At 37.8% G+C, this 13,084-nt stretch carries 10 protein-coding genes; all 10 read left to right on the forward strand.

The genetic code is table 11. The features are described 5' to 3' along the window. Window positions 1–160 precede the first annotated feature (160 nt). The 10 genes from BN1068_RS01530 (at window position 161) to sigE (ending at window position 12,965) form a co-directional block, all read left to right on the forward strand. Entirely contained in the window at window positions 161–1,642 is a 1,482-nt protein-coding gene (locus tag BN1068_RS01530; RefSeq protein ID WP_077601083.1) for a UDP-N-acetylmuramoyl-L-alanyl-D-glutamate--2,6-diaminopimelate ligase, read from the forward strand. Window positions 1,643–1,645: 3 nt separating this feature from the next. Continuing rightward, the gene (locus BN1068_RS01535; protein WP_077601084.1) at window positions 1,646–3,001 is read left to right on the forward strand and encodes a UDP-N-acetylmuramoyl-tripeptide--D-alanyl-D-alanine ligase; all 1,356 of its coding nucleotides are present in this window, start codon (window positions 1,646–1,648) and stop codon (window positions 2,999–3,001) included. A gap of 148 nt (window positions 3,002–3,149) precedes the next feature. Then, a complete protein-coding gene (gene mraY / locus BN1068_RS01540; RefSeq protein WP_077601085.1) occupies window positions 3,150–4,130 on the forward strand; it encodes a phospho-N-acetylmuramoyl-pentapeptide-transferase in 981 nt (326 codons plus the stop codon). Then, a complete protein-coding gene (gene murD / locus BN1068_RS01545; RefSeq protein ID WP_077601086.1) occupies window positions 4,130–5,479 on the forward strand; it encodes a UDP-N-acetylmuramoyl-L-alanine--D-glutamate ligase in 1,350 nt (449 codons plus the stop codon). The genes mraY and murD overlap by 1 nt, the downstream gene beginning before the upstream one ends. Window positions 5,480–5,606: 127 nt before the next feature. Further along, a complete protein-coding gene (spoVE, locus tag BN1068_RS01550) occupies window positions 5,607–6,743 on the forward strand; it encodes a stage V sporulation protein E (protein ID WP_077601087.1) in 1,137 nt (378 codons plus the stop codon). Window positions 6,744–7,278: 535 nt separating this feature from the next. After that, window positions 7,279–8,091: a cell division protein FtsQ/DivIB gene (locus tag BN1068_RS01555; RefSeq protein WP_077601088.1), complete on the forward strand. Its 813-nt coding sequence runs from the start codon at window positions 7,279–7,281 to the stop codon at window positions 8,089–8,091. Window positions 8,092–8,288: 197 nt separating this feature from the next. Next, the gene (gene ftsA / locus BN1068_RS01560; RefSeq protein ID WP_077601089.1) at window positions 8,289–9,575 is read left to right on the forward strand and encodes a cell division protein FtsA; all 1,287 of its coding nucleotides are present in this window, start codon (window positions 8,289–8,291) and stop codon (window positions 9,573–9,575) included. 65 nt (window positions 9,576–9,640) lie between these two features. Beyond that, the gene (gene ftsZ / locus BN1068_RS01565; protein ID WP_077601090.1) at window positions 9,641–10,798 is read left to right on the forward strand and encodes a cell division protein FtsZ; all 1,158 of its coding nucleotides are present in this window, start codon (window positions 9,641–9,643) and stop codon (window positions 10,796–10,798) included. A 511-nt stretch (window positions 10,799–11,309) separates the two neighbouring features. Continuing rightward, window positions 11,310–12,230 (forward strand): sigma-E processing peptidase SpoIIGA, encoded by a 921-nt coding sequence (gene spoIIGA, locus BN1068_RS01570; RefSeq protein WP_077601091.1) that lies wholly within the window; start codon window positions 11,310–11,312, stop codon window positions 12,228–12,230. 21 nt (window positions 12,231–12,251) lie between these two features. After that, the gene (gene sigE / locus BN1068_RS01575; RefSeq protein ID WP_077601502.1) at window positions 12,252–12,965 is read left to right on the forward strand and encodes an RNA polymerase sporulation sigma factor SigE; all 714 of its coding nucleotides are present in this window, start codon (window positions 12,252–12,254) and stop codon (window positions 12,963–12,965) included. Window positions 12,966–13,084: the final 119 nt, after the last annotated feature.

Consider the following 13,084-nt stretch of genomic DNA (forward strand, 5'->3'; position numbering starts at 1 on the left):
AGTTTTCGAAAGAGCTGTAATGCTTTATAAAAGGATCCATCGTTTCAAATCTGAGATTGTTTATACTTTTAGTTTAAACAGAATTTCAATGGCAACCCTCTTAAACTAAAGGATGCTTAAGAATACATTAAGAGGAAAAGAATAGAAATAGGGTGTAAAAATGAAGCTTAAAGAACTATTAGATGGAATAGGATTCTATCAGACAACAGAATCAATACAGGATATAGAAATTGTAAATGTAGAAATGGATTCCAGAAAAGTAGAATCCGGCAGTTTGTTTGTATGTATTGAAGGTTATACCGTAGATGGTCATGACTTTCTAAAGCAGGCAATAGACAATGGCGCTGCAGCAGCAGTTGTCTGTAAAGACGTGGATGTTGACGGGGGTATCCCGCTCATCCGCGTAAAGGATACAGGACGTGCATTGGCAATGCTCGCAGCAGCATACTATGATTACCCGACAGCAAAATTTCCGCTGATTGGTGTTACGGGAACGAATGGGAAAACAACAACAACTTATTTATTAGATACTATTTTTGAAAAACAGGGTAAAAAATCTGGAATCATTGGCAGTATTCAAGTGAAAATTGGTGATGAAACATTCCCGGTAGCAAATACAACGCCTGATTCGTTAGAGTTAAATCGTATCTTTCATCAAATGCAGGAAAAGGAAGCAGAGCAAGTTATAATGGAAGTTTCTTCGCATGCCTTAGACATGGGAAGAGTTTTTGGCTGTGATTATGATATTGGTATTTTTACAAATCTGTCGCAGGATCATCTTGATTATCATAAAGATATGGATGATTATTTAAGAGCGAAGAGTCTTCTTTTTTCTGGATTGGGAAATGATTATCATCAAGGCAAGAAGAAATATGCTATTATCAATGAGGACGATGACTCCAGTGATTTATTAAAACGCAGTACAGCCCAGCAGGTAATCACATATAGCTGTAAGCAGGATGCGGATGTTATGGCAAAAAATATTATCTTATCTCCTGCCGGTGTAGCTTTTAATCTTGTGACGCCAATAGGGACAACACATATTAAAACCCATTTAATCGGCATGTTCAATGTGTATAATATGCTTGCTGCAAGCAGCGCTGCAATCGCATCTAATGTGGATTTAGAAGTGATTAAAGAGGCTTTGGAGGAGATTAAAGGAGTAGATGGGCGGTTTGAGCCAATTAATGAAGGACAGGATTTTTCTGTGATTGTTGATTTTGCGCATACTCCTGATTCCCTGGAAAATGTATTGCAGACCAGCCGGGAATTTGCGAAGCGTAAAGTTTATGTCGTGGTTGGCTGCGGAGGCGACCGGGACCGTACAAAACGTCCGTTAATGGCAGATGTTGCAGTGAAGTACGCAGATCATGCCCTATTTACATCGGATAATCCGCGCACAGAGGATCCGGTACGAATTTTGGATGATATGACAAGTCATTTATCTGATAAAGAAGCAGTCTTTGAAGTGATTGTTGACCGTACAGAGGCAATTAAGCATGCTGTAGAGCTTGCTCAAAAAGACGATATTATTCTGATAGCAGGTAAAGGACATGAAACTTACCAAATTGTCGGCACAACAAAGTATGATTTTGATGATCGCCAAGTTGCCAGGATAGCAATTAAAGAGAAGGGGGAGTAGGGCATGTTGTTTACTGCATCACAATTAATGGAATTATTCCCCCGGCATCAAGGGGATGTGCCAGCTGGTTTAGAAATTCATGAAGTGATTAAAGACAGTCGTGCTGATTCTCATAATGGACTTTATGTGCCTATTTCCGGAGAAAGGTTTGACGGGCATCAATTTATTGAGGGAGCAGTAGAGAATGGAGCAGTTGCAACCTTTTGGCAAAGGGAAACGCCGCTTCCTCCAAATCTTCCTTCCTCTCTTCTGGTTCTGTTTGTGGAGGATACGGTAAAGGCGCTGCAGGAGCTTGCGGCTGTTTACCGTAAGAAAATTAATCCAACTGTAATCGGCATTACTGGATCAAATGGAAAAACAACTACAAAAGATCTGACAAAAGCTGTTTTGCAGACAACCTTTCAAACTCATGCAACAAAAGGAAATTTCAATAATCATATTGGACTTCCATTAACGATTTTATCTATGGACCAGAAGACAGAAGTGCTGATTTTGGAAATGGGTATGAACCACTTTGGTGAAATAGAGCTTTTAAGTAATATAGGTGAGCCTGATATCGCAATAATTACAAATATTGACGGGCAGCATATTGAAAATTTGGGTTCCAAGGAGGGAATTGCCAAAGCAAAATTAGAAATTGTTTCAGGAATAAAGCCTGAGGGTATGTTAATTATTGACGGGGATGAGCCTCTTTTAACAGATGCCGTGGTGCCAGTTCGTAAAACACGAGTAGGACTTGGCAAGGATAATGATGTCATTGTCAGCAATATAGCAGTTGAAGAAACGATAACTACTTTTGAGGTTGGCAAGGAATCCTATCAAATTCCACTCTTAGGAAGGCATCATGCGAAAAATGCAGCTTATGTTATTAAGCTGGCTTATGAACTGGGAATAGCATCTGAGGCAATTCAAAAAGCATTTGGGCAATTAGAGATGACAAAAATGCGCTTTGAAAAGCATAAGGGGAAAAAAGGTATTACAGTAATTAATGATGCTTATAATGCTTCCCCCGCCTCTATGAAGGCATCCATTCAAGTAGTGGAAGAAATGAAAGGATATCACCATAAAATTCTTGTTCTTGGTGATATTTTAGAGCTTGGTGATTATGCGGAAGAATTTCATAGAGGGGTTGCAGACGTGATTAATTCTGAGATTACAGCTGTTTATACGTATGGAAACAATTCCTATTACATACATGATGAGCTGAAAAAGAAGCTTCCTGAGCTGCCTGCTGTACATTTAGCAGACAAAGATGAACTTGCGGGTCATGTAGAAAAATATTTGCAGCCGGAAAACCTTATCTTGTTGAAGGCATCGAGAGGAATGAAATTTGAAACATTTTTAGAGCAATTATGTTAAAGACATCTTATAGGTGTATTTAAAACAGTCAGGAAATGGAATCAGTGTGGTATATTGGGAGCTAAAGAACAAACCCATGAGAATTGCACTGATTCTATCGTGTTTTTTTAACACATCTATAGAAGGTTACAAATGAGGTGGAGAGAAAATGAATATTACAGGTTTATTAATTACAATCGCAGTAGCGTTTCTTATTACAGTTCTTCTATCTCCAATTTTTATCCCTTTTTTAAGACGATTAAAGTTTGGACAAAGTATTAGAGAAGAAGGCCCGGAATCTCATCAAAAGAAATCAGGAACTCCGACAATGGGCGGAATTATGATAGTTTTCAGTATTGTCATTACATCCCTGATTATGGGAATGAGAACGGATAGTGGAATAGGCTATGAACTATGGTTATTACTTTTTGTATTATTTGGCTATGGTTTATTAGGATTTTTAGATGACTATATAAAAGTAGCAATGAAACGAAACTTAGGATTAACATCAAAACAGAAGCTATTTGGGCAAATTATTATTGCACTTATATTTTATTTTGTTTTACGCGGCCAAGATTTCTCAACAGAGATTGCAATTCCGGGAACATCCTTTCAATTTGATATTGGCTGGTTCTATGCAGTTCTTATTATTGTAATGCTCGTAGGGGCTTCCAATGCTGTTAACTTAACAGACGGATTAGATGGTTTATTGGCCGGTACAGCAGCGATTGCATTCGGTGCTTTTGCAATTATTGCATGGTATGGCATACCTAACGATATGGTAACCGTTTTTTCTTTAGCAGTGGTCGGTGCTTTACTGGGATTTTTAGTATTTAATGCGCATCCTGCCAAAGTGTTTATGGGAGATACAGGGTCATTGGCACTGGGAGGAGCTATTGCAGCAATTGCAATACTTTTAAAGCTGGAGATTTTATTAATTATTATTGGCGGCGTGTTTGTTATTGAAACATTATCCGTTATCATTCAGGTTATTTCCTTTAAAACAACTGGAAAGCGTATTTTCAAAATGAGTCCGTTACATCACCATTATGAATTAGTAGGATGGTCTGAGTGGAGAGTCGTTACAACGTTCTGGTTTGCCGGACTCCTATTTGCAATTCTTGCAATTTATATTGAGGTGGGTATGTAATGAAGACAATGAAACAATTTCCGGAAAAAGTGCTTGTTTTAGGATTAGCCCGAAGCGGTACTGCTGCTGCCAGGGTCCTTTTAGACAACAGGAAAGATGTAACAGTGAATGATAAGGCGGCCTCCTATGATGATGCTTTTGTTCAGGAGCTTCAGAAAAGAGGTGCACAGGTTGTTCTGGGTTCTCATCCTTTAAGTGTTTTAGAGGGAATAGAGATAGTTATCAAAAATCCCGGCATCCGGTATGACCATCCGATTATTGCAGAAGCATTGAGGCAAAAGATCCCAGTAATTACAGAAGTGGAGCTTGTGTCTTACTTAACACAGCAGCCTGTCATAGGGATTACCGGTTCAAATGGAAAAACCACAACTACTACATTGATTACAGAGATGCTGAAATGTAGTGATTGCAATGTGAAGCTTGCCGGCAATATAGGAATTGCTGCTACGGAAGTGGCGCAAACGATGCAGGCAGGTGAAAGAATGGTTATTGAGCTGTCATCCTTTCAATTACAAGGAATATCAAAATTTCGTCCGACGACAGCGGTACTGTTAAATATTTATGAAGCACATCTGGATTATCATGGAGATTTAGAAAGCTATGTGAATGCAAAATGTAATATATTTAAAAATCAGCAAGCAGATGATTATCTTGTATATAATGCGGATGATTCTACTCTTAAGGAAAGAGTAATTCATACTGATGCAAAAAAAATTCCGTTTTCTGTAACGGCAAAGCTGGATCAGGAAGGCGCCTGGGCAGATGACACATATGTATACTTTTTTGATGAAGTAATTATACCGCTGGAAGATATCGTCCTGGTCGGGAAGCATAATTTAGAGAATATCCTGGCAGCAGTTGCTGCAGCAAAAATAAATGGAGCAACAAATGAAGGTATCCAGCATGTCTTAAAAACCTTTTCCGGTGTGAAGCATCGTTTAGAGTTTGTTGGAATGAAACAGGGCAGATACGTTTACAATGATTCGAAAGCAACAAATATATTAGCCACTCAAAAAGCACTGGATTCTTTTAAAAAAGGAATTGTGCTGCTTGCTGGCGGACTGGATCGCGGGAATGAATTTGATGCGCTTATTCCTCATTTGAAAAATGTAAAAGCAATGGTTGTATTTGGAGAGACTGCGTCAAAATTAGAGCGTATAGGAAGAGAAGCAGGCGTCCAGGTGATAAAGTATGCAGAAGGTGTTGATGACGCTGCAAAGACCGGATTTACATTAACAGAGGCTGGAGATATTCTGTTACTCTCTCCGGCATGTGCAAGCTGGGATCAATATAAAACATTTGAAGAAAGAGGAGACATATTTGTTCAGGCTGTTCATACAATAAATTAAGGGGCTTGAACAATTAATGGATCAGGAATAATAATCGTAAACAAACTCGGACAAGCCGATCAGTAAATAATATATTTCAAATTGCCCCTATTTCCTAAGTTTAATTTCATGGAAAGAAGGGGTATTTTTGTTTAAATTTATTCAAAATCAAAATAAAGTTGATAAAATATTATTTGGAATAATTATAACTCTCTTATGTCTCGGTGTATTGATGGTGTACAGTTCATCTTATATCTGGTCAGAGTATAAGTTCAATGATTCATTTTATTATCTGAAACGGCAGCTTTTATTTGCTGGAATCGGATTTATTGGAATGGTTATTATCTCTTATTTTCCCTATTATATGTGGAAAAAGTACGCAAAAATATTATTATTTGCTTGTTTTGCTCTTCTTATACTTGTACTTATCCCGGGAATTGGAATGGTTCGCGGAGGAGCACAGAGCTGGATTGGTATCGGAGCATTCAGTATTCAGCCATCTGAATTTATGAAATTGGGACTTATTATTTTTCTGGCATCTATTCTTTCTGACCATCAAAAATATATTACTTCATTTAAAAAAGGTTTCTTGCCATGTTTGCTATTAATTTTTACAGCGTTTGGTCTTATTATGCTTCAGCCGGATTTAGGTACAGGAATGGTGCTTGTGCTGACATGTATGATTATGCTTTTTGTAGCCGGAGCAAGGCTGTCCCATTTCTTTTGCTTAGCAGGTATTGGCGTACTTGGATTTATCGGATTGATAGCTTCTGCTCCTTACCGGATTAACCGGATTTTAGCTTTTTTGAATCCGTGGGAGGATCCTTTGGGGCATGGGTTTCAAATTATTCAATCTCTCTATGCAATTGGGCCGGGAGGATTGATGGGACTGGGGTTAGGTAACAGCTTGCAAAAATATTTTTATCTTCCTGAACCACAGACGGATTTTATTTTTTCTATAATTGGAGAAGAACTAGGTTTAATTGGAGGTTGTACAACTATTCTATTGTTTTTTCTGTTATTATGGAGAGGAATTAAAATTGCAATTGAAGCACCAGATTTATTTAGCAGACTGTTAGCAATTGGAGTAGCGGGGATGCTGGCGTTACAAGCGATGATTAACATTAGTGTGGTTATAGGATTGATTCCAGTTACAGGAATTACACTTCCTTTTCTCAGCTATGGAGGTTCTTCGTTAACCTTGACTCTTTGTGCAGTAGGTATTCTGCTAAGTATCAGCAGACATGCCAAAAGTATGGAGAAAAGTACGAAACCAATCTTTTAAACTATTAGGAAATAAAAGCCTGCATTAAAATTTATCGATGATAGATCAGATATCATCAGGCGGTTTAGCGGATTACTGCAGGATGAGTAATCTTAAGCGGCGGAAAATAATATGTTTCCGCCGGCTCTGAACTCATTTCCTCCATGCAAAACGTATGTCAGTTCATTATTGGCACAACGTTTTTTGCGCTTTCCCACAAGAGACTCCATGTTTTTCCTTCGTCAGCCAGTTGAATAACCACATTTATACGTACATTTCAGCTACAGTTTTGAACAAATCGTTTTTTTGCTTAGAAAATGGGTGTGTGGATTATTATTTAAAGATAATCTGCTAAAGATTTCACGTTACAACGCTGCAATTCTTGTTTTTTAGCAGGATCTGCTAGTGTTTTTCTAAAAAAAAGGAAAAAACTTTATAAACAATCGAAGTCATCTGCGTGTAGCACCTTAATTTGTGATATAATTTTTGTAAATACGAGGGAATGGACTCATGCAGTTGTATTCTCTTAAAATAATGGGCAAAGGAAGAAATGGAGATGAGTGATAAAAATATCGTTTCTATTGAGGATCGAATCCCAAAGTTGAAACAAGCTAGAAAGAAAAAAGCGAACAGGCGATTAATATTTTATCTATCTATATTTTTCTTTCTCATTGCTATTATTGTTTATTTACAATCTCCATTGAGTGAGATACGGTCGATTGAAGTAAACGGTAATGTATTTTTAACGGATGAGTACATAATAGATGAATCGGGCTTAACAGAAGGATCAAATATTTGGTCTATGAATGCATCTTCTGCTGCAGCACAAATAGAAGATGATCCGGTCATTGAACAAGCATCTATTACCCGAAGCTTTCCACGTACTGTTGAGATTGAGGTGGAAGAGCAGCCTGTTCTTGGTTATGTCCAGGACGGCAGGGAGTATTATCCAGTTCTGGCGGACGGCCAAGTTATCCAGCAAAATACACAGGATTCTCTAAGCAACGCTCCGTTAATGACAGGATTTAATGAAGAGCAATTAAAAGAGCTGGCAGGAGAAATGCAGGATGTTCGTCCGAGTATTTTTAATATGATTTCTGAAGTTGAACGGAATGAGTCAGATACAGATGAAGAGGCCATGAGTGTTACGATCTATATGAGTGATGGCTTTCTGGTACAGGGGAAAGCAGACCAAATGTTTGATAAATTGGATTACTACCCATCAATTGTTTCTCAACTTGAAGAGGAAGATAGTGGTATAATTCATATTGGGGTCGGCGTCTATTTTGAATCCTTCCAAAAAAATGAGATAGAAGAAGTAGATATTGAAGATGATATGGAAACAGATGAAGAAACAGGAAATGAATAATTTGCAGAATAAAGTCATATATCATCCTTTTTTAACGAATGGTATACTGTCGATTTTTATAGAAATAGGTTACTTGAAAAAATAAGCATAAAATATGTTTATTTTTTATTCATTTTCTTTTAGAATTAAAGACTATACAAAGGATAACGTGACAGTAAAAATATCACAGGCATATTTTTACGGGGAGGTGCTCTTTTTTGAACAACAGTGAAATATTAGTTAGTCTTGATATTGGGACAAATACTATAAAAGTAATTATTGGAGAAGTACAACATGACTCTTTAAATATTATTGGAGTAGGGACTGCAGCATCAAATGGAATGAAGAAGGGTGCTATTGTTGATATCGATCAGACTGTTCATTCTATCAGAAGTGCAGTTGAACAGGCCGAAAGAATGGTCGGTATGGAAATTCACCGGGTTGTAGTTGGTGTAAATGGTCATCATATTCAGCTTCAGTCGTGTCATGGTGTAGTGGCTGTACAAAGCGAGAATCGCGAAATTAATGATGAAGATGTAACTAGAGTAATTGACGGAGCTCAAGTAATTTCCATTCCCCCGGAACGGGAAATTATTGATGTTATTCCAAAACAATTTATTGTGGATGGATTGGATGAGATTACAGATCCCAGAGGCATGATTGGTGTCCGGCTGGAAATGGAAGGAACGATTATCACTTGCTCTAAAACAATTCTTCATAATATCCTGAAGTGTGTAGAGCGTGCTAATTTAGAAGTCTCGGATATTTGTCTTCAGCCGCTCGCAGCTGGAACTGTTGCCTTATCAAAGGACGAGATGAATATGGGCTCAGCCCTTATTGATATCGGCGGTGGATGTACAACAGTATCTGTATTTGAAAATGATCATCTGGCTGCAACAAGTGTGATCAATTTAGGCGGAGATAATATAACCAAAGATTTATCCATTGGTCTGCGCATCTCTACAGAAGAAGCGGAGCAAATTAAATTAAATTATGGATATGCGTTTTATAACGATGCTTCTGAAGAAGAAACTTTTGAAGTGACAACTATTGGAAGTAATCAGAAACAAGTATTTAATCAACTTCAGTTAGCTGATATGATTGAAGCCAGATTAGAAGAAATATATACTTATGTTGACAGGGAAATTCGAAAAATGGGTTATCAGGAATTACCTGGCGGATTTGTATTAACTGGCGGTACCATTGCGATGCCTGGAAGTTTAGAGCTGGCACAGGATTTGTTTTATTCCAATGTACGTGTAGCTATTCCGGATTATATTGGTGTCAGAGAAGCACAATTTACATCTGGTGTCGGTATCTTGCAGTTTGCTTATCGTAACGCAAAAATACAAGGGAAAGAATTGTATCCTGCTGTTGCAATTGGAAATGAAGGTGAACAGCGTCAAGTGAAGCAGTCCAGACCCGCAAGTGAAAAGAAAGAAAAGAAAAAAGAGAAGAAAAAAGAATCAGGATTTGCTAATCTATTCAAATATTTCTTTGATTAATTTCTGCCAGCAGAGGTTTATATCAGAAATTGTTCGTAATTAGTAGACTAGGAGGAAACCATAATATGTTAGATTTTGATACAAACATGGAAGAATTAGCAACGATAAAAGTTATTGGAGTTGGCGGCGGCGGAAATAATGCAGTTAACCGTATGATTGAGCATGGGGTAGAAGGTGTTGAATTTATCGCAGTAAATACAGATTCGCAAGCCTTAAATCTTTCCAAAGCAGAATCCAAGATACAAATTGGAGGGAAATTAACCCGCGGTCTTGGTGCCGGTGCCAATCCGGAAGTGGGAAAGAAAGCGGCGGAAGAAAGTAAAGAGCAGCTGGAAGAAGTATTAAAAGGAGCAGATATGGTTTTTGTTACTGCCGGAATGGGCGGCGGAACAGGAACTGGTGCAGCTCCGGTTATTGCACAGGTAGCTAAAGATTTAGGTGCATTGACTGTCGGGGTCGTTACCCGTCCATTTTCCTTTGAAGGAAGAAGAAGATCAACACAGGCAATTTCCGGTATCGATACCCTTAAAGGAAGTGTGGATACATTAATTGTGATTCCAAACGATCGTCTGCTGGAAATTGTAGATAAAAATACACCAATGCTTGAAGCATTCCGTGAAGCAGATAATGTTCTCCGTCAAGGTGTACAAGGTATCTCTGATTTGATTGCTAAACCAGGTCTTATTAACGTTGACTTTGCTGACGTAAAAACGATTATGTTTGATAAAGGTTCCGCATTAATGGGTATCGGTATCGCAACTGGAGAAACCAGAGCTACAGAAGCTGCTAAAAAAGCAATCTCTTCTCCATTACTGGAGACTTCTATCGACGGGGCACATGGTATTTTAATGAATATCACCGGCGGTACAAACTTAAGCCTGTATGAGGTACAGGAAGCAGCAGATTTAGTTACTTCTGCCGCGGATCAAGAGGTTAACGTAATTTTCGGTTCTGTTATTAATGAGAATCTCAATGACGAGATTGTTGTAACAGTAATTGCTACAGGTTTTGATGAAAATGCACAACCAAAGGCAGACACCCGTCAAAAACAACAGCGTCCAAATATAGGACAAACACAGCAGGCTGCAGCGAAACAATCAAATGAATCAAATCATCCTGTCAGGGAAAGAGAAACTTCCAATCCATCGCCTTCTAAGCCTCGTCAAGAGGAAGAAGAGCTGGATATCCCGACTTTCCTTAGAAATCGCAATCGCAATCGTTAAGACGTAAATATAAGGTGAAAAGCTCTGCATTAGAGAATGTTCTCTAATGCAGAGCTTTTTTTGATTCATTTTTTTAAGAATAGCGTAGTTAGGCTCTATCCGCAGAAATGTACTCATTTCTTTCGTTTGATAGTGTTTTGTATTTACTAAGTTGACTTATAAAATGTAGAGCTGAAATTTAATAGATAAATATGTTTTTTAAAACAATCCAGAGCTGTGTTTATCTGTGCCCTAAGAATACTTTATCCCATCATAACCTGTTGCAATAACTGCTGGTAAGCCTTTTTGTCCTTTCCTTCTTTTATTCCAAAAATCATTAGACATTATTTCTAAGAATAAGTGTTAAATAGCTTAATTTTGCACACAAGAATTGACAGACTTTTCTCTTTCAATTGTCTATACTTTTCATCATACATTACTTCCTATCTATTAAAAAATATATTCAAAAAGCATATGGAAGGTAATTTTTTCACTGGCCATCAGCAACATTTTAGGGGGGGTGCAGCAAAGATTGTCTATTTACTTAGACGTAGTTTGGACATTAAATTTTATGGTGGATTTAATGCTGCTGATGCTCGTACAGCTACTTGCCCGAAGTCCAGCAAGAAAGATTCGTTTGTTTGTTGGTGCATTTGTTGCTTCATGCATTGTTCCGCTGACAATTTTATATCCAAATTCATTTTTTAATCATGTTGCCGGTAAGTTGATTTATTCTTTTTTCATCATTTTTAGTACGTTTGGCTTTAAAAGTCTATATCGCTTTGTCAAGCTGTCATTACTCTTTTATTTTGTATCCTTTGCAATTGGGGGAGGACTAATGGCGATTCACTTTTTCCTGCAGCGCCCGATCACTGTTTCGTTAGAGGGTGTTATCACATTTAATCAAGGTTATGGAGATCCTGTCAGCTGGTTATTTGTTGTAACGTGTTTTCCAATTATCTGGTATTTTACCAAAAGGAGAATGGACGAGCACGTGGGAGAGCAAGTGAAATATGATGAGATGCATAAGATTAAATTGACGATAAATCAACAGTCTTTTGAATCTGTCGGCTACATTGATAGCGGAAATCAATTGATTGACCCCTTAACCAAACAGCCTGTAGTTATTTGTGATCAGCCATTTTTAAAGCAATGGTTTGATGAAACAGAATGGAAAGAACTGCAACAGGTGAAGGAGACGCTTGCTTTCGATCAGCTGCCAAAGAAATGGGAGGATAAATTGCATATGATTCCATATCAGGGAGTTGACGGGTCGCATTCTTTCATGCTGGCAATCAGGGCGGAGGAGCTGACTATTTTTTATAATAATGACGTTTTACAGACGGCAAATGTATTAATTGGAATGCAATTTGGGGAGCTGGAGCGGGACGGGCAATATCATTGTCTGCTGCATCCACTTGTGATTAAGCAATCTATCATACAATCTGCATAAAGGAGAGTGCGTTAAGTGTCTATTTGGAAATTTAAATTAAAATTACGCTGGTATCAATTTCTGCGAAAGATTGGGTTAAAGCCAAAAGAAATCTATTATATTGGCGGGAGTGAGGCATTGCCGCCACCTTTGTCCAAACAGGAAGAACATGAATTGTTAAAAAAACTTCCTGAAGGAGATCAGGCCGCAAGATCAATGTTAATTGAAAGAAATCTGAGATTAGTGGTTTATATTTCCAGGAAATTTGAAAATACAGGAATCAATATTGAAGATTTGATCAGTATAGGAACAATTGGTTTAATTAAAGCTGTAAATACATTTAATCCAGAAAAAAAGATTAAATTGGCAACATATGCATCCCGTTGTATTGAAAATGAAATTCTAATGTATTTGCGCAGAACGAATAAATTAAAGACTGAGGTTTCCTTTGATGAACCGCTGAATATTGATTGGGATGGCAATGAACTCCTATTATCAGATGTGCTGGGGACAGAAGAGGATATTATTACAAAAAGTATTGAGTCGAATGTTGATAAATCATTGTTAAAATCAGCATTAGGTAAATTAAATGCCCGCGAAAAGCAAATTATGGAACTACGCTTTGGACTAATTGGCGATGATGAAAAAACGCAGAAAGACGTAGCCGATATGCTGGGAATTTCCCAGTCTTATATTTCCCGTTTAGAGAAGAAAATTATTCGGCGATTAAAAAAAGAATTTAATAAAATGGTTTAGCTTGATATATCAATTATTCTCCGCATATCATTGCTTTTTTTACAATTTTTCCCTGAATAAAAACTTTCCCCGGGGAGATACTGTCCTTGAACAGCATCTAAGATTGGGGAGGTTTTCGG

Source organism: Oceanobacillus sojae (genome assembly GCF_900162665.1).
GTDB lineage: Bacteria > Bacillota > Bacilli > Bacillales > Amphibacillaceae > Oceanobacillus > Oceanobacillus sojae_A.

Excerpts from the sequence above, each read along its gene's own strand:
- ftsZ (WP_077601090.1), top strand. The coding sequence starts at position 9,641 with ATGTTAGATTTTGATACAAACATGGAAGAATTAGCAACGATAAAAGTT.
- BN1068_RS01530 (WP_077601083.1), top strand. The coding sequence starts at position 161 with ATGAAGCTTAAAGAACTATTAGATGGAATAGGATTCTATCAGACAACA.
- murD (WP_077601086.1), top strand. The coding sequence starts at position 4,130 with ATGAAGACAATGAAACAATTTCCGGAAAAAGTGCTTGTTTTAGGATTA.
- BN1068_RS01535 (WP_077601084.1), top strand. The coding sequence starts at position 1,646 with ATGTTGTTTACTGCATCACAATTAATGGAATTATTCCCCCGGCATCAA.
- BN1068_RS01555 (WP_077601088.1), top strand. The coding sequence starts at position 7,279 with ATGAGTGATAAAAATATCGTTTCTATTGAGGATCGAATCCCAAAGTTG.
- mraY (WP_077601085.1), top strand. The coding sequence starts at position 3,150 with ATGAATATTACAGGTTTATTAATTACAATCGCAGTAGCGTTTCTTATT.